General features: G+C 70.0%; 14 protein-coding genes and 1 riboswitch. Of the genes, 4 read left to right on the top strand and 10 right to left on the bottom strand.

The features are described from left to right. Positions 1–36: 36 nt before the first annotated feature. Entirely contained in the window at positions 37–327 is a 291-nt protein-coding gene (locus D7Y13_RS23680; protein ID WP_233595938.1) for a catalase-related domain-containing protein, read from the bottom strand. 396 nt (positions 328–723) lie between these two features. Here D7Y13_RS23680 and D7Y13_RS23675 point away from each other — a divergent pair, with 396 nt between their 5' ends. Then, entirely contained in the window at positions 724–1,911 is a 1,188-nt protein-coding gene (locus tag D7Y13_RS23675; protein ID WP_233595939.1) for a serine protease, read from the top strand. Positions 1,912–2,021: 110 nt separating this feature from the next. Here D7Y13_RS23675 and D7Y13_RS23670 read toward each other — a convergent pair whose 3' ends face one another. Continuing rightward, entirely contained in the window at positions 2,022–2,660 is a 639-nt protein-coding gene (locus tag D7Y13_RS23670) for a glutathione binding-like protein (RefSeq protein ID WP_120537302.1), read from the bottom strand. A 105-nt stretch (positions 2,661–2,765) separates the two neighbouring features. On the opposite strand from D7Y13_RS23670, the gene D7Y13_RS23665 reads away from it, so the two are divergent. Then, on the top strand, positions 2,766–3,695 hold the full coding sequence (locus D7Y13_RS23665; protein WP_120537301.1) for a LysR family transcriptional regulator: 930 nt from the start codon (positions 2,766–2,768) through the stop codon (positions 3,693–3,695). Between the two features lie 16 nt (positions 3,696–3,711). Here D7Y13_RS23665 and rraA read toward each other — a convergent pair whose 3' ends face one another. Further along, positions 3,712–4,209 carry a ribonuclease E activity regulator RraA gene (gene rraA, locus D7Y13_RS23660; RefSeq protein ID WP_120585684.1) on the bottom strand — a complete coding sequence of 166 codons (498 nt, stop codon included), beginning with the start codon at positions 4,207–4,209 and terminating at the stop codon, positions 3,712–3,714. Positions 4,210–4,453: 244 nt separating this feature from the next. Further along, the gene (locus D7Y13_RS23655; protein ID WP_120585685.1) at positions 4,454–5,755 is read right to left on the bottom strand and encodes a hypothetical protein; all 1,302 of its coding nucleotides are present in this window, start codon (positions 5,753–5,755) and stop codon (positions 4,454–4,456) included. Positions 5,756–5,920: 165 nt separating this feature from the next. On the opposite strand from D7Y13_RS23655, the gene can reads away from it, so the two are divergent. Further along, positions 5,921–6,586, top strand: coding sequence for a carbonate dehydratase (gene can, locus D7Y13_RS23650; RefSeq protein ID WP_120537298.1), 666 nt, complete (start codon positions 5,921–5,923; stop codon positions 6,584–6,586). Positions 6,587–6,588: 2 nt separating this feature from the next. Here the strand turns inward: can and D7Y13_RS23645 are convergent, their stop codons facing one another. The 3 genes from D7Y13_RS23645 to D7Y13_RS23635 form a co-directional block, all read right to left on the bottom strand. Beyond that, positions 6,589–7,644, bottom strand: coding sequence for a zinc-binding dehydrogenase (locus tag D7Y13_RS23645; protein ID WP_120585686.1), 1,056 nt, complete (start codon positions 7,642–7,644; stop codon positions 6,589–6,591). 97 nt (positions 7,645–7,741) lie between these two features. Next, complete coding sequence (locus D7Y13_RS23640; protein WP_120537296.1) at positions 7,742–9,040, bottom strand: universal stress protein; 1,299 nt, start codon at positions 9,038–9,040, stop codon at positions 7,742–7,744. A gap of 120 nt (positions 9,041–9,160) precedes the next feature. Next, a complete protein-coding gene (locus D7Y13_RS23635) occupies positions 9,161–11,974 on the bottom strand; it encodes a cation-translocating P-type ATPase (protein ID WP_120630781.1) in 2,814 nt (937 codons plus the stop codon). 253 nt (positions 11,975–12,227) lie between these two features. Beyond that, positions 12,228–12,300: riboswitch (S-adenosyl-L-homocysteine riboswitch) on the top strand. Positions 12,301–12,387: 87 nt separating this feature from the next. On the opposite strand from D7Y13_RS23635, the gene ahcY reads away from it, so the two are divergent. Continuing rightward, positions 12,388–13,818: an adenosylhomocysteinase gene (ahcY, locus tag D7Y13_RS23630; RefSeq protein WP_120537617.1), complete on the top strand. Its 1,431-nt coding sequence runs from the start codon at positions 12,388–12,390 to the stop codon at positions 13,816–13,818. 79 nt (positions 13,819–13,897) lie between these two features. Here ahcY and sthA read toward each other — a convergent pair whose 3' ends face one another. The 3 genes from sthA to D7Y13_RS45810 all read right to left on the bottom strand — a co-directional run. Then, positions 13,898–15,295 carry a Si-specific NAD(P)(+) transhydrogenase gene (sthA, locus tag D7Y13_RS23625; RefSeq protein WP_120537616.1) on the bottom strand — a complete coding sequence of 466 codons (1,398 nt, stop codon included), beginning with the start codon at positions 15,293–15,295 and terminating at the stop codon, positions 13,898–13,900. Positions 15,296–15,366: 71 nt separating this feature from the next. Continuing rightward, entirely contained in the window at positions 15,367–16,881 is a 1,515-nt protein-coding gene (locus D7Y13_RS23620) for a PPC domain-containing protein (RefSeq protein WP_158620301.1), read from the bottom strand. Between the two features lie 135 nt (positions 16,882–17,016). After that, the coding region (locus tag D7Y13_RS45810) for a hypothetical protein (protein ID WP_158626165.1) at positions 17,017–17,672 on the bottom strand (656 nt) is incomplete at its 5' end.

The raw sequence follows: 17,672 nt of genomic DNA, 5'->3' as shown, positions 1-17,672 counted from the left end.
GTGGGGGAGCTCATGGGCGGGGTTCCTTCCTGGCTTTCAGCGTGCGCGGCGCAGTGGGTGGACGGCGGTGGCGACGCGGGAACCGTACTCCTCATCCGCGGCACGGAAGTAGGAGATGGCGCGGGTGATGATGTCTTCACGACTCACCTGCGCGAGGCTGCCGGAGAGGTTCTCCACCCGACGCTGCTTCTGGGGCTCCGTCATCAGCCGGTAGAGGGCCCCGGCCTGCACGAAGTCGGTGTCCTCCGCGTGCTTGCCGTGGGTGGACTTCCGGGCCACCCGCCTGACGACGCTGGCGCGGAGGGTGATGGCGGCGGGCAGCGTCACGTGCTGCCCGACTCGCGGTGTCCCGGGAGAACCGTCAGGGCAGTGGGTGGCGCGGCCCTTCGCGTCGCCGGGACGAAGCGCGCGCGGGACGCGCAGCGCTTCGTCGCGAAGCAGGTCGCCACAAGTTCAGACACGAATGCAGGCGCTGGCGGCGCGCGGTTCCCGGGACCACGGTGACTCCACGTTAAGTATACATTGCGGAGAGTGCGTGGTTGGCGCGAGCATGCGGTCCGCTGCTCGCCCCCTGGCGGGCGGTCATCACCGTCAAGGAGTGTTCAGCACATGCGAATCCCCCGGACTTCCGGCCGTAGGACGCTGCTCGGAACGCTGCTGTGTACCCTTTCCCTCGTGGCCTGCGGTCCGGCCCCTGAGACTGAGCCCACCGCCGACACTCCCATGGGCACGGAGAAGCAGCCCGTCGTCTACGGAACCGACAACCGCACGGACGTGTACGCGCACGCGAACGCCACGCTGCGCGCCCGCGCTCAGCAGTCCACCGTCGCGCTGATGAACCCGTCGGACTTCAACGCGACCAACCCCAACAACGTCACCTTCAACGCGTCCACGCTGCGCTCCGCGTACAACCTCTGCACCTCCGAGCGCTTCCTGGACGACCTGACCCCGGCCTTCTGCTCCGGCACGCTCATCGACGACGACCTGGTGCTCACGGCGGGCCACTGCATCACCAGCGCGTCGGCCTGCAGCAGCACGCGCTTCGTCTTCAACTTCTACCGCACCGCCGCCGGCACGATGCAGACGGTGACGACCGCGGACATCTTCTCCTGCCAGGCGATCGTCGCGCGTCAGCAGGCCACGGTGGGCGGGCGCAACCTGGACTTCGCCATCGTCCGGTTGGATCGGCCGGCCACCCCGCGCTTCACGCCCGCCCCCATTCGCGCGGGCAACGCCGCGCTGGCCGTGGCCACCAACGTGACGGTCATCGGCTCGGGCAGCGGCATTCCCTTCAAGATCGACTCGGGCGGCGCGGTGCGTGACGCGCGCTCGGGCACGCTGGACTACTTCGTGGCCACCACGGACACGTTCGGCGGCAACTCGGGCTCGGGCGTGTACGAGAACAGCGGCTACACGGTGGCCGGCATCCTGGTGCGCGGCGAGACCGACTACAAGACCAACGGGAGCTGCAGCGTCGTCAACACCTGCACGGAGACGGGCTGCCGCGGCGAGGACATCACCTACGTGCGGCCGGCCATCGACGACTACTGCGCGGTGGCGACCAGCACGCGCCTGTGCGCGGGCTACCCGCCGCCCCCGACGCCGGTGACGTTCACCTTCACCGCCACCAACACCAACAGCGCCAACCAGAACACCGTCAACCGCAACGTCACCCTGGCCGCCGGGCAGACCCTCAAGTTCGGCACCTGCACGGTGCCGGGCTCCTCCGGCACGGGTGACACGTACCTGCGCCTGTACAACGGCACCACCCAGGCGGCCTCGAACGACGACGCCTGCGGCACGCTGTCCTACGCGAGCTTCACGGCCACCACGGCGGGCACCTACCAGATCCGCGCCGGCTGCTACTCCAACGGGAGCTGCAGCGGCACGGTGTCGTACACCATCCAGTAGCCCAGAAGGACCTGCGCGGGCGGTGGCGTCCGTCACCGTCCGCGCCGGGCTCGAGTCCCTTGAGGGATGGCCGCGAAGGGCCGGATCTCCAGCTCGGCCTCTTCTCCTCCCTACCCGGCCGCCCGGTGCCGTTCGCGCTCCGCCAGGTACAGCGCCCGCTCCTCCGCGAAGGCCTTCGCGACGCCGGGCCGCTTCAGCAGGCGCGCGAAGTAGGCGCTGAGCGCGGGCCACTTCTTCAGTTCGATGGGCGTCGCCACGCACCAGCCCAGCACCGTGACGAGGTACGCGTCCGCCACGCTGAAGCGCTCCAGGAGGAACTCACGTCCGGTGAGGTACTTCTCCAGGTAGGCGAGCCGGGCCGCTCCCTTCTCCAAAGCGTAGGCCCTCGCGCCTTCGGACGCGGTCGCGTCCAGCAGCGGGGCGAAGAGCCCCTTGTGCAGTTCGGTCCCGATGAAGGACAGCCACTGCTGGAGCCGCACGCGGCCCCGGCTGTCGCTCGGCGCGAGCTCCGCGTGGGGAAGGGCCCCGGCCATGTATTGCAGGATGGCGGCGTTCTCCGTGAGCACGTCTCCATCGTCGGTGCGCAGCGCGGGAACCAGCCCGAGCGGGTTCACTTCCCGGTAGTCGCTTCCGTCTTGCGTGCGCTTCGTCTTCGCGTCGACCTCGATGTAGGTCGCCTCCGTGCCAGCCTCGTAGAGGCAGATGCGCGTCGCGACCGAACAGGCCAGGGGAGAGAAGTAGAGCTGCATGGGATGTCCTCCAGGACGTGGAGCGGATTGCCTTCGCGGCAACGCAGGACACTCTGCTCATCCCGGGCGGATGCGTCCAACGCATCGTTGGCATAGGCTTGATGCATGGAAGACATTGCCCCTCCACCGGCCACCCGCCTGGACGTGCGCGACCTGCGCGTCGTCGTGGCCCTGGCCTCCGCTGGGACCACGGCGCGGGCCGCGGCCCTCCTGCACCTCACGCAGCCGGCGGTGAGCCGCGCGCTGCTCGCGGCAGAGGAGCGGCTGGGAGCGCGCCTCTTCGACCGGACGCCGCGGGGACTTCTGCCCACGCCCGCGGGACAGGAACTCGTCACCGGCGCGACGCGGCTGCTGGTGGCGCTGGGGGACCTGGAGCACCGCGTGCGCGCGCCGGTGACGCCGTCCGTGCGCCTCCGCCTCGTCTGCGAATGCTACACGGCCTATCACTGGCTGCCGTCCGCGCTGGTGGCGCTGCGCAAGAGCCTGCCGGGCATCCACCTGTCCCTGTCGGTGGAGCACACCCAGACCCCGGTCCCGGCCCTGGTGGCGGGGGAGCTGGACGTGGCGCTCCTCACGACCGCGCAGGTCCCGCGCACGGGCCTGGAGACGCGGGCGCTCTTCTCGGACGAGATTGTCTTCGTGGTGGCCGCGTCGCACCCGCTGGCCTCTCGCAAGACGCTCACCCGGGAGGACCTGCGCACCCACACGCTCCTGACCTCGCCGACCCCACCCGCGGAGTCGCAATGGTTCATGGCGCGGGCGTTCGGCCGCGAGCGCCCCCGCCTCCGGGTGGAGCGGCTGCCGCTCACCGAGGCCATCCTCGACGTGACCCGCGCGGGCATGGGCATCGCCGTGCTCTCCGAGTGGATCGCAACCCCGCATCTGGCCAAGGGCGACCTCGTCGTGAAGCGGCTGGCGTCAGGGCCCCTGCGAAGGCCCTGGCGGATGGCCTGGAGGCGGGAGGTCGGCGACGCCGCGGTCCGCCTCCTCTCCGCGCTGGAGGCCACGGTGCCCCGGGGGCTCGCGGTGGGCTGAGGGCGGGCGGACCTTTTCAGTGCAGTGCCTTCGCCGAGGTGACGATGCCGTCCGCATCCGCGTAGAGGTAGTGGCCCGGGGTGAAGGTGACGCCGGCGAAGCGCACCTCCACGTCGCGCTGGCCCTCGTTGCGCTTGCCGCTCTTGAGCGGATGGGTGCCCAGCGCCTTCACGCCGACGGCGGTGCGGCCCACCTCCTCCGCGTCGCGGACGCAGCCATTCACCACCACGCCCGCCCAGCCGTTCTTCTGCGCCAACGCCGCGAGCTGATCCCCCACCAGCGCGCAGCGGCGGCTGCCTCCGCCATCCACCACCAGCACGCGGCCCTGGCCGGGTTCCTCCAACGCCTTGCGGACCAGTGAGTTGTCTTCAGGCGCCCGCACGGTGCTGATGGGGCCCTGGAAGTCGCGGCGGCCGCCGTAGTCCAGGAAGCCCGGCTCGGCGACCTGGAAGTGCGCGGTGCCGGCGTGGGCGTCACAGAGGTCGGCGGTCTTGGGGGCGGTGGGGTCGCTCATGAACCGGCAGCCTGCGCGGCGCCCGTTGGGCGATGCAACCCCGGAAGCGCCGCGAGTCCGGTACACGCCACGCGAGGGGCCGACTGTCATTGCCCGTCTGGGTCCCCTGGCTTGATACTGAAATGTCCAGATGCGCTGCTCGCGGGGGAGCTCGCCCCCCCCCCAGTCGTCGCTTGGAATCGACCGCCGCGCGCCGTCCGGGTGGACGGCGCGCGGCGGGTGAAGCGGTGTTGGAGGCACCGCCTCAGTTTTCGCGCGCGAAGTTCTGGCTGTTGTTGCTGTAGGTGTTGCCGCTCTCGCTGAAGGTGGCCGCCTTGAAGACGAAGACGCCGTAGGCGGGGCTCTGCGAGATGACGGAATCGGTGAGCTGGAGCCGGCCCTGGTTCGAACCGTTTCCGCCGCCCACGGAGATGTTGGCGACGATGTCTCCGGCGTTGGTGAAGTAGTCGCAGCAGAAGTCATCCGAGCCGCCGTACTTCACGTCCGCGAAGGCGATGACGTTGTTCCCGCTGGAGGAGCGGATGGAGATGCCCTTCCAGTAGCCGGACGTCTCGGTCCTGCCCGTGAACACGATGCGGTCCGCCGCCGTGCCCCGCGCCACCAGCGAACCGTCCTGTTCGATGCGCAGGCCCGAGGACGCCTCGAACTGGAGCCGGACGCCCGGCTCGATGGTGAGCGCGCCGGTGTACGAAACCGTCGTGTCCGGGATGCCGGTGGCGATGCCGTAGGGCACGTCCAGCTTGCGCAGCGTCTGGGTCGCGCCGGAGTCCGCCGTCGGGGCCGCCAGGACGTGGACGGTGTTGTCGCCGTTGGCGGCAGGGCTCGTCGCGCTGTTGCCGGAGTAGATGCTCGCGCTGTCCAGCGCGCCCACCAGGGACATGGTCAGGCTGACAGGGGCGCCCAGGTTGCCCCGGAAGACGTTCTGCGCGAAGCCCGGCAGGCGGGCCTTGTTGAAGGCGAAGAGGCCCACCGTGCCGCTCTTCTCAATCGTCGTGTGCGTGATGCGCACCGTACTGGCGGCGTCCCGCAGGTTGGAGCCCAGCAGCACGGCGGCGCGGGCGTCCATGCCGCCGCCAGCGCCGTAGAAGAAGTCGCAGCAGAAGGCCGCTTCGCTGCCCGCGTAGGAGACGGTCACGTACTCCAGCACGTTGGCGGGGTTGTTGGACTTGAACGCGAGCCCCTTCCAGAAGCCGGGCGTCTGCGTCGTCCCCGTGAAGGTGATGGGCTTCGCCTCCGTGCCCACCGCGTTGAGGGAGCCCGTCTCCGTGATGAGCAGGCCCGCGTCGGGCCCGAAGTGGACCACCGTCCCGGGGGCGATGGTGAGCGCGCCGCTCACCTCGATGACGCCCTTCACCGAATAGGCGCAGTTGTCTTCCCCCGCCGACCAGGTCGTCGCCGCGGTCTGCTTCTCGGTGATGTCCCGGACGCAGGTGTCGCCGGGAGTGCCGTCGCCGTCGCCGGGGTCGTCCTCTCCACCACAGGCGGCCAGCACGGATGCGGCCAGCACGGGAAGGAGCCGCGAGAAACGGAGGAGCTGCTGCGCCATGGGGATACCCCGGAGGAGGTCGAGCGGGAAATGCCGCCTTCGGGGGTGATTACGCCGGCCCCCGCGCATATTCCGGCGCGCCCCGGGAAACAGCGGCGCTCAGGGCCCCACCCACCCGGTAGAGTCGCGCCTCCCCGGGGTACGCCCCCTCTTCTGGAAGCGACCATGACCGACCGAAACGCGGGCGACCGGAGGCTGGAGGTGCTGTTCCAGAACAACCGCCAGTGGGCCGCCTCGATGGTGGAGAAGGACGCCGACTTCTTCACGAAGATGGCCAGCTCCCAAGCGCCGGAGTACCTGTGGATTGGCTGCTCCGACAGCCGCGTGCCCGCCAACCAGGTCGTCAACCTGATGCCGGGCGACCTGTTCGTCCACCGCAACATCGCCAACGTGGTGGTGCACACCGACCTCAACTCGCTGTCGGTGCTGCAGTTCGCCATCGACCTGCTGGGCATCCGGCACATCATCGTCTGCGGCCACTACGGGTGCTCGGGCGTGCAGGCCGCCCTGGAGCGCCGCCGGGTGGGGCTGGCGGACAACTGGCTGCGCCACGTGCAGGACGTGCACCAGAAGCACGAGCGGTTCCTGGGCGAAGGGCTTTCGCCGAAGCTGCGGCAGGACCGGCTCTGCGAGCTGAACGTGCTGGAGCAGGTGCAGAACGTCTGTCAGACCACCATCGTGCAGGACGCGTGGCTGCGCGGGCAGGACCTCACGGTGCACGGGTGGATCTACGGCGTGGAGGACGGCCTGCTGTCCGACCTGGGCCTCACGCTCAGCGGCGTGGAGGACCTGGCGGCGAAGCTGCCCTCAAGCCTCGCGCGCTACACCTGAAGTCACGGACGGATGGCGACCTTGAGCACGCCGTCCTTCCGCTGGCTGAAGAGTTCGTAGGCGTCGCGGATGTCCTTGAGCGCGAAGCGGTGCGTGAGCAGCGGCGTGAGGTCCACGCGCTTCGCGCGCACCACCTCCATGAGCCGCCGCATGCGCTCCTTGCCGCCCGGGCAGAGCGTGGTGACGATGCGGTGGTCGCCCAGGCCGGCGGCGAACGCGTCGTAGGGCAGCTGCAGCTTGCCGGAGTACACGCCCAGGCTGGAGAGCGTGCCGCCGGGGTGCAGCGTGCGCAGCGCGCTCTCGAAGGTCTGCTGCGTTCCCAGCGCCTCGATGGCCACGTCCACGCCGCCGCCGGTGAGGCGCTTCACCTCCGCCACCACGTCCTGGTTTCGGAAGTCGATGGCCACGTCCACGCCCAGCTTGCGCGCCATGGCGAGCCGCGTCTCGTCCCCATCCACGCCGATGACGAGCGACGCGCCCATGAGCCGCGCGCCCACGGAAGCGCACAGGCCGATGGGCCCCTGCGCGAAGACCACCACCGCGTCTCCGATGCGCACGCCGCCGGACTCCGCGCCGCTGAATCCGGTGGACGCGATGTCCGCCAGCAGCAGCACCTGTTCGTCCTTCAGCTCATCCGGGATGGGCGCCAGGTTGGCCTGCGCGAAGGGCACGCGCACGTACTCCGCCTGCACGCCGTTCATCGTGTTGCCCAGGCGCCAGCCGCCCGCGGCCTCGATGCCGGAGCCGTGGCCGCACTGGGCCAGGTGGCCGCCCAGGCAGCCCCGGCACTGGCCGCACGGCGTGATGGCGCCCACCAGCACGCGGTCACCCACCTGGTAGCCGGTGACGCCCTCGCCCAATTCGTCGATGACGCCCACCATCTCATGGCCCACCGTCAGGCCCGGCTTCACCGGGTACTCGCCCTTGACGATGTGCACGTCGGTGCCGCAGATGGTCGTGAGCGTCACCCGGACCACGGCCTCGCCCGCGCGGGCCTTCGGCCGTTCGACGTCCTCCACGCCCACCTGGTTGACGCCTCGAAACACGGTTGCTCGCATCGGGTTGCCTCCTGACGCGTGCGCGCCGGATGGATCCCCACCACGGCTCATGTGGCGTCGGGCCCCCGGGGGATGCGAAGGCCGGCCACGTGGGTCCTCACGCGCGCGGCATGCGCACCGTCATCGCGGGCCGGTCGCTGCGCGCCATCACCTGCTGGGCCACCGAGCCCAGGATGACCCGGCTCACGCCACCCCGGCCGTGCGTTCCCAGGCAGAGCAGGTCCACGCAGTACCGCTCCGCGGCCTGGGTGATGACCCCCGCCACGTCGTCGCCGGTCAGCACCGACAGCTCCACCCGATGGTCCCCGTCGTGCTCCGAGCGGGGCACGCGCAGCTCCAACTGGCGCCGGGCCTCCTGGAGTTGTTCGGGCGTGGCCCGGGCGGGTTGGACGTGCAGCAGGTGCACCGTGCCCCCGGGAGGCGTCAGCGCGAAGGCATACGCGATGGCGCGGTCCCCGGCCGCCAGGAAGTCCGTGGTCGCCAGCACCGTGCGCACCCGGGGCGGCTCCTCCGCCAGCCCCTCTTCGGAGGCGGGCACGGGCACGCTCACCACCGACATGGGGGCCAGTCGCCGGGCGTGGTGCGACACGCTCCACAGCTTCGCGAGCGCCTTGCGGTGGTGCGTGCCCACCACCAGCAGGTCCACCTGCTCATCCGTGGCCATCGCGACCAGGTGATCCGCGATGCGGCCCAGGCCCGGCTCCAGCCGCACGCGCACCGTCACGCCCTCACCGCGCACCGGCTCCAGCAGGGTGGACACCTCCCGCGTCAGGGCTTCGCGCAGCTCGGCCGACACGTCCTTGTAGCTGTGCGGGTGCACCAGCCCCAGGCGCTCCGCTTCCTCGGAGGCCCAGAACACCCGGCCGCCCACCACCTCCAGCGCTCCGAACCGCGCGAGCCCCTTCACCCAGTCCCGCGCGGCCTCGGAAGGCCGCGAGCGGTCCACGCCCAGCATCACCCGCAGGGGCCGCCCGTCACGCGCCCACGCCTCCAGGGCGGTGCCTTCCCGGACGACCAGGAGGGGCACCTCCAGGGCCTGCGCCATCCGGTCGACCGTGCCCCCCAGGCCCAGGAAGGGCGTGTCCTTCCGGGGCGCGGCGACCACCACCCCCTGGAGGCCGCGCTGCGCCACCAGCTCCGCCAGGGCCTTCTCCGGCTCGCCCGAGAGCAGGACGCGGTCCACGGCCACGCCCCCCAGCGCTTCCAGCCGCCGGCCTTCCTCCAGCAACGCGGCCTGCGTGGCCTCCCAGACGGGCTGACCGAGCGTCCGCACGGCGTTGCCGGGAAGCACGTGGACCAGGCACAGGGCGACGCCCATCCGCCGGGCGAGGAGGACCGCCGTCTCTCCAGCACTCCGGGATGTGTCGGTGAGCAGGGTGGCGCAGGCGATGGTCATGGAAGGCCCTCCACGAGGCGGATGTCTTGAAGCTAGCCATCCCCGGGAGCCTCCATCGCGAGAGGGCCGGGAGGCACGGGCGCTTGCCGGGCCTCCTGCATGGAGGGGACGCTCGCGACGTCAGGCGGGCAGACGGGCCCGGTCCTGGGGGAGGGAATCATCCCGGTCGGAGCGCCGGGTGCTTCGCGAGCGCAGCCACTTCTCCAGCCCCACGACGGGCAGCACCACGGCGCCGGCCAGCACGGAGCGGGCGATGGCGCCGGGCGACAGCGGCGCGGTGCCGAAGAGGCGCTGGAAGAAGGGCACGTACATGAACGCGGCCTGGAGCAGCACCAGCGTGGCGATGCCCACGAAGATGGTGCGGTTGCTGAACAGGCCCACCTCGCGCATCGAACCGCTCAGCGTGCGGCACAGCCACAGGTAGAAGATTTGAAAGCTGATGACGGTGTTGACCGCCATCGTCTGGGCCTCGGCCAGGGGCCGTGGGTCCATCGCGGCGTGGGCCCCTCCCTGACGTGAGAACTCCCAGAGGAACAGGCCAATGGCCCCCGCCGCCATCAGCAGCGCGACCAGCCCCGTGCGCATCACCACGAAGCGGTTGAGCACCGGGGCATCGGGAGGGCGGGGGGGGCGGCACATGACGTGGCGCTCGCGGGCCTCGAAGGCGAGCGGCAGCGCCAGCGTGACGGTGGCCACCAGGTTGATCCACAGAAGCTGCGTGGGGCGCATGGCCATCAGCGGCACGTGCACGCCCGCGGCCTGCTGGATGGGAAAGAAGGCCACGCCCATGAGGAGGATGAGGGCGAGCCCCAGGTTGGTGGGCAGCACGAAGGCCAGGGACTTCATGAGGTTGTCGTAGACGCGGCGGCCCTCCTCCACGGCGGAGACGATGGTGGCGAAGTTGTCATCCGTCAGCACCAGGTCCGCCGCCTCGCGGGACACCGCCGTGCCGGTGATGCCCATGGCCACGCCGATGTTCGCCTGCTTGAGCGAGGGGGCGTCGTTGACGCCGTCGCCCGTCATCGCCACCACGTGTCCCTGGGCCTGGAGCGCGCGCACCAGGCGCAGCTTGTGTTCGGGGGCCACGCGCGCGAACACGTTCGTGTCCATCACCGCCCGGGCCAGGTCCGCGTCGTCCAGCTCCGACAGGCGCGCGCCCGTGAGGCCCGGATGCCCCGGGGTGTGGAGGCCCAACTGGAGGCCAATGGCCTCCGCCGTGGCCAGGTGGTCCCCGGTCATCATCTTCACGCGGATGCCGGCGGTGTGGCAGCCCTTCACCGCCTCCACGGCCTCCTCGCGGGGCGGGTCGATCATCCCCTGCAGGCCCAGCAGCGTGAAGCCGTCCTCCGCGTCGCGAAGCTGGAGGGCCGTGGCCCCGGGGGCGTCCTTGCGCGCGACCGCGAGCACGCGCATCCCCTGGCGCGCCATGCGCTCGACCTGCGCCAGCACGCCGTCCGCGTCCTCCTTCGGCGTGCAGCGGCGCAGCACCACCTCCGGCGCGCCCTTGATGAAGATGAACAGGTCGCGGCCGTCCGCCCCGTTCGCGTGGAGCGTGGCCATGAACTGTTGTTCCGACTCGAAGGGGATGGCGTCCAGGCGGGGATGGCGCGCGCGCAGGTCGCTCACGCCCAGGCCCACCTTCTCCGCGGCGACCAGCAGCGCGCCCTCGGTGGGGTCTCCGGTCATCCGCCAGCGCCCGTCCTGGGCCTGGAGCGTGGCCTCGTTGCACAGCACGCCCGCGAGCAGCAGCGCGCGCACGTCGTCGGGCGGCGCGTCCTGGGGCTGCCCCTCCCGCAGGAGCTGTCCCTCGGGGTCATAGCCCACGCCGGTGAGCGCGTAGTGTTCGCGCGGGGTCCACAGCGCGCGCACGGTCATCTCATTGCGGGTGAGGGTGCCCGTCTTGTCCGTGCAGATGACGGTGGTGCTGCCCAGCGTCTCCACCGCGGGCAGCTTGCGGATGACGGCGCGGCGGGTCGCCATGCGTTGCACGCCAATGGCCAGCGCGATGGTGACGATGGCCGGCAGCCCTTCTGGGATGGCGGCCACCGCCAGGGTGATGGACACCAGCACGGCGTCGCTGAACATGTACCCGCGCCCGAGCCCCACGCCCAGCAGCACGGCGGACAGCACGACGATGCCTAGCGTGATGATGCGCCCCAGCCGCGCCAGCTCCCGCGTGAGCGGCGTGGTCAGGTCGGCGGCCTGCGCCAGCAGGTGGGAGATGCGGCCCAGCTCGGTGGCGCTCCCGGTGGCGACCACCACCGCGGTCGTCGTGCCGGAGGTCACCAGGGTGCCTCCGAACGCGAGGCTCGCCCGGTCCCCCAGCTCCGCATCCCCGGCGACGGCCGCGACGTGCTTGCTGGAGGGGACGGACTCCCCGGTGAGGGCGGCCTCCTCCACCTGGAGGTTGCGGGAGCGCAGCAGGCGCAGGTCCGCGGGCACGCGGTCGCCGGACGCCAGTCGCACGACGTCGCCGGGCACCAGCTTCGACGCGGGCAGGGCCACCTGTCGGCCGTCGCGCATCACGGTGGTGGACTCCGGCACCATGTGGCCCAGCGCTTCGATGGCCTTGCCCGCGCGGTACTCCTGCACGAAGCCGATGAGCGTGTTGAGCACCACGACGGCGGCCACCACCAGCCCGTCGGTCACCTTGCCCAGCAGGATGGCCAGCACCGCGGAGGCGATGAGCACCCAGATGAGCGGGCTGTTGATCTGCCGCCACAACAGCTTCCACGCGCTTTCGGCGCGCTCGCGCTTCAGCTCGTTGGGGCCGAAGCGTGCGAGGCGTTCCCGGGCCGCCTCCTCCGTGAGCCCCGCCTCGGTGCTGCCCAGCCGCTCCAGCACCGCCTCGGCAGGCAGGGCATGCCAGGGCACGGGCGGGGCCACATCACCCTGGATGCCCTGCTGCTTCCCGGTGCGTGGCCCCTGCTGCATGGCGTGCCTCCCGGAAGGAAGGTGGCAATGCCGGGGCCACCAGACCCCGGAAGGCCGCCGTCGGGCCGCCGGCAAGCAAGCCCGGCCGCCCTGGCTTCTTCAGGCGGAGCGGGTCAGGGCGGAGACAGGAAGCAAGCAGGCGGAAGGAGCGAGCGGGTGTCCTCCAGGGCACCTCCGGGGGCGACCGCCGCCCGACCCCGGGGCCGGCAATCTCCCTTTGAAATTCGGAGCGCCTTCCCGTAGTTTCCCCCGCGACTTCGAGGAGCGTTGCGAGGCCCTCCCGGCCCCAGGCTCGAAGCCGACTGACCCAACGGCGCTCACCTGTACGCGTTTCTGGCGAGGGTGAGTCCGGCCGAAGGGCCTGATGTCTTCTCTCGCCAGGACGGCGCGCCACCTGGACCCGGAGCCATTCCATGACCGCAGCCACCCCGCAGAAGAAGCAGGATTACGCCGTCGCCGACCTCAAGCTCGCCAGCTGGGGCCGCAAGGAGATCCGCATCGCCGAGAGCGAGATGCCCGCGCTCATGGCCATCCGGGACGAGTACGCCAAGCAGCAGCCCCTGAAGGGCGCTCGCGTGACGGGCTCGTTGCACATGACCATCCAGACGGCCGTGCTGGTGGAGACCCTCCAGGCGCTCGGCGCGGAAGTCCGCTGGGCGTCCTGCAACATCTTCTCCACCCAGGACCACGCGGCCGCCGCGCTGGTGGAGGCCGGCACGCCGGTGTTCGCGCACAAGGGCGAGTCCCTCAAGGAGTACTGGGACTTCACCCACCGCATCTTCGAGTTCGGCCCCGCCGGCAGCGACCACGAGGGTCCGAACATGATCCTCGACGACGGTGGTGACGCGACCCTGCTCATGCACCTGGGCAAGCGCGCGGAGAAGGACCTGGGCGTCATCTCCAAGCCCGAGAGCGAGGAGGAGCGTGAGCTGTACGCCTCCATCAAGGCCAAGCTCGCGGAAGACGCGACCTGGTACACGCGCAAGAGCGCGAAGATTCTGGGCGTCACCGAGGAGACCACCACGGGCGTGCACCGCCTGCAGGAGATGTCCGTCAAGGGCACGCTCCTGTTCCGCGCCATCAACGTCAACGACAGCGTGACGAAGAGCAAGTTCGACAACCTGTACGGCTGCCGCGAGTCGCTGGTGGACGGCATCAAGCGCGCCACGGACGTGATGATCGCCGGGAAGATCGCCGTCGTCGCCGGCTACGGCGACGTGGGCAAGGGCTCCGCGCAGGCGCTGCGCGCGCTGTCCGCCCAGGTGTGGGTGACGGAGATCGACCCCATCTGCGCCCTGCAGGCCGCGATGGAGGGCTACCGGGTCGTGACCATGGACTACGCCGCGGACAAGGCGGACATCTTCGTCACCGCGACGGGCAACAAGAGCGTCATCACCCACGCGCACATGGCCAAGATGAAGGACCAGGCCATCGTCTGCAACATTGGCCACTTCGACAATGAGATCGAGGTCGCCTCCCTGGAGAAGTACCAGTGGGAGGAGATCAAGCCCCAGGTCGACCACGTCATCTTCCCGGACAACAAGCGCATCATCCTGCTCGCCAAGGGCCGCCTGGTGAACCTGGGCTGTGGCACCGGCCACCCCAGCTACGTGATGTCCAGCTCCTTCGCGAACCAGACCATCGCGCAGATCGAGCTGTACTCGCACAGCGACAAGTACCAGGTGGGCAAGGTCTACGTGCTGCCCAAGCACCTGGATGAGAAGGTCGCCCGGCTCCAGCTCAAGAAGCTCAACGCGCAGCTCACCGAGCTGACGCCGGAGCAGGCCCACTACATCGGCGTGGAGAAGTCCGGTCCCTACAAGCAGGACACGTACCGCTACTAAGCGCGTCCGGCTTCCGTGACACCCGGGGCACCGTGGGCAATTCGCCCGCGGTGCCCTTCGTCATTCCAAAGGCACGGCTTCAGAACAGGCGGTTGAGGCCGTTGAGCGCGGCGACGCGGTAGGCCTCCGCCATGGTGGGGTAGTTGAACGTGGTGTTGATGAAGTAGTCGATGCTGTTGCCCGGCCCTTCCTGCGCCATGATGGCCTGGCCGATGTGGATGATTTCGGAGGCGTTGTCCCCGAAGCAGTGGATGCCCAATATCTCCCGGGTCTCCCGCTGGAAGAGCAGCTTCAACATGCCCACGGTGCGGCCGGTAATCTGGGCGCGCGCCAGGCTCTTGAAGAAGGCGTGGCCGACTTCGTAGGGGACGCCCGCCTGGGTGAGCTCGCGCTCGGTGCGGCCCAGGCTGCTGATTTCGGGGCTGGTGTAGATGCCGGTGGGGATGTCCTTGACCAGCTTGTGCTCCAGCCGTCCCTCCACGATGTGCGTGGCGGCGAAGCGGCCCTGGTCATAGGAGGCGCTGGCCAGGGACGGGGCGCCCACCACGTCCCCCACCGCGTAGATGTGCGGCACGGACGTCTGGTACGCGTCGTTGACCTGGATGCAGCCGCGTGAATCCACCGCGATGCCCAGCGCCTCCAGGCCCAGGTCCTGGCTGTTGCCGGAGCGGCCGTTGGCCCAGAGGAAGACGTCCGCCTTGAGCCGCTTGCCGCTCTTCAGGTGCAGCACCACGCCGTCATCGTGGGCCTCCACCTGCGTCATCTCCTCCTGGTGGCGGATGAGCACGCCCTGCTCGCGCAGGTGGTAGGAGAGCGCGTCGGAGATCTCGTCGTCCAGGAAGGACAGCAGCCGGTCGCGCGTGTTCACCAGGTCCACCTTCACGCCGAGCATCCGGAACATGGAGGCGTACTCGCAGCCGATGACGCCCGCGCCGTAGATGATCATCGACAGCGGGGACTCGCGCAGCCGCAGGATGGTGTCCGAGTCGAAGATGCGCGGGTGGCGGAAGTCCACGCCCTTGGGATGGTAGGGCCGGGAGCCGGTGGCCACGACGAAGGCCCCGGCCGTCATCAGCTCCACGGAGCCGCGCGGCTCCGTCACCTCCACCGTGTGCGCGTCCCGGAAGCGCGCGCGGCCCACCACCAGCTCCACGCGGTTGCGCTCGTAGAAGGTGCTGCGCAGCTGCACCTGCTTGGACACCACCGTGCTGGCGGCGCGCATCATGTCCTTGAGCGTGGTGTGCCGCGCCAACTCCGCCCGCAGCTCCGGGTGGTCCTGCTGCACGTCCATGAGGCGCTGGATGGCGTGGCGCAGCGCCTTGGAGGGGATGGTGGCCGTGTGGGTGCAGGCGCCGCCCACCAGGGGGCTCTGCTCCACGGAGCACACCCGGCGGCCGGACTTCACCGCCTTCATCGAAGCGCCTTCACCGCCCGGACCGGAGCCGAGGACCACCACGTCGAACTGCCGAGCACTCATGGGGCCGGAGTGTTTCCCCACCCCGGCCCCGAGGAAAGAAAGCTGCCTCGGGGCCGAGCCTGCCTGCTTCCTCAGGGCGAGTAGACGGCCTTCAACTGCACGCCGGCGTAGTCGGCGTAGCCCCGGAGCATCACGTGGTAGACGCCCGCGGACGGGGCCGTGATGCGGCACTGCTCGTTGTTCCCGCCCAGGTAGCCCCGGCAGTCGTAGAAGATTTCCGTCGGCTGCGTGTCCTTGCGGACGTACAGGTCGGAGTCACCCGTACCGCCGGTGGTGGTCACGTCCAGGTAGGACTGGCCCGACGGCACGACGAGGGTCCAGTAGCTCAGGGAGCCTGCCACGCCCGACAGGTTGGACACCGGCTGGTTGTTGCCCAGCACCGTGCCCCCGCCGCCGCTTCCGGGCGTATAGACGCCGCGCAGGCTTACCCCGGAGAGCGTCCCGGACGAGGACGCGTTGTAGACGCGCACGTGCCAGACGCCCGCCGCCGGCGAGTTGACGGTGCAGGTCTGCGCGGAGCCGGAGCCCAGCGTGGAGGCGCAGTCGTAGGACGCAGGCGTGGGCGCGCTGTCGCGCTTCACGTAGAGGTGCCCCATGCCGTCGTAGCCCGACGACGACGTGAACACGACCTTGGTCGCCCCCGGCGGCACGGTGAGGGTGTAGTCACAGGAGAGGCTGCCGGCGGCGGCCCCCACGTTGTTCACGGGCGTGTTGTTGACGAGCGCGCTGGTGGTGGTGCAGCCCGGGTAGCCGGTGATGGAGTAGCTGGCCGTCAGGCTCGCTCCGGAGAAGGTGCCCTGGCCATACATCCGCGCGTAGTAGATGCCGGACTGGGCCGCGGGCACGGTGCAGGTCTCCGTGTTGGAGTAGCCCGAGGACTTGCAGTCGTACGTGGACTCGTTCGGTGAGGAGCCCCGGCGCACGTACAGGTCGCCGTTGCCGGTGCCCCCGCCGGTGACGAACTGCACGCTCGTCACGCCCGTGGGGATGTAGAACAGGTAGATGCAGGACCAGCTCCCCGCCGACGTCCCGATGTTGCCCACCGGCACGCCGTTGGTCAGGGTCGTCGTGCTGGTGCAGCCCGCCGAACCCGACGGCGTGTAGGCGCCCGTCAGGCGCAGGTTGGAGAACGCGGAGAAGCCGTAGACCTTCACGTAGTACGTGCCGGCCTGGGCGGTATTGATGAGGCAGGACTCCGAGCTGCTGCTGCCATTGGAAAGACAGTCATACGCGCCCAGGTTGGGCTCCGCGCCATACTTCACATACAGGTCCGCGTCTCCCGACCCCACGGCGGTGTCGAAGCGGAGGTTCACCGCACCCGCCGGAACGGTCAGCGTATAGGTGCAGGACCACTCACCGGTGTTCGCGCTCAGGCCGTTCACCGGGGTGTTGCTGGTGAGCGGAATCGGCCCGGTGCAACCCGCGAACGCGAGGACCCGCTCCGTCGGAGGCGGGCCCTTCTCCTTCACCGGGGCCTGCTCCTCTTCCACTCCGTTTTCGAGGGGCGCTTCCAGCTCCGCTCCGCAGCCCGTCAGTGCCACCGTCAGCCATGCGGCGGCGAATGCCTTCCATGCAAGACGCTTCAAGTGTTGCTCCTTTATTGAGGATTCGTTGCGCCCGAGGCCGCGAAAAACTGTCGCCGCAAGCCTTCGGACAAGGAGCAACCTAGCAGTCGTGTCTGACATGGATTCGCACCCGGAGTGGGTGGACTCCGGCGCGGCTCAGGGCGCGAGGAACAGGCTCGCGCCGCTCGCGAGGCGCTTGCTGACGGCGCGTGTGTCCAACTGGATGAGGGCCTCGGGCGACTCCTCCGCCTGCTCCTCCGGAGAGAGCGAATCCCATTCCTCGGTGTCGAGCACCTCCGGCACCACGAGCGTGCGCAGGTCGGGCTGCTTCGGGGGCTTGATGGGCGTGCGCCCGTGCATCACGTAGTGCGTGAGGTGCTTTGCGCGCAGCAGGGACGGGTCGCCAAAGAGGGTGAGCCACGCGCCCGAACCGGAGTCGAGCAGCTCCGCCTCCACGGCGCCCGCCACGTACGCGATGCTGTCCGCGGCGCGGGTGACAAGCGCTTCCTTCACACGCAGCGTGCCGGTGCACACGAACGAGAACCCGACGCCCACGTAGAGGTTGCGGCAGGTGACGTCGCCGAACACGATGAGGACGCCCTCGTCGTGCTTGCCGGTGGTCACCAGGACGTTGCCGTCGACCTCCAGGGGGCCCATCACCAGGGTGTATGGATTGGACGGCTTCCACGTCGCGGGGTCTGACTGCTTCACCTGCGCGAGTTCGTCCCACGGTGCTTCCACGTCGAGCGTGAGCAGGTCCCTGACGAACTTCTGGAGCTGCTCCGGGGCCGTCTGGAGTTGGGGCGGAGGGG

The sequence above is a fragment of the Corallococcus praedator genome, assembly GCF_003612125.1.
In the GTDB taxonomy this organism is placed as follows: Bacteria; Myxococcota; Myxococcia; order Myxococcales; family Myxococcaceae; genus Corallococcus; species Corallococcus praedator.
Note: the sequence above shows the minus strand (reverse complement) of the source record. Positions and strands in the feature narration are given on the sequence as shown.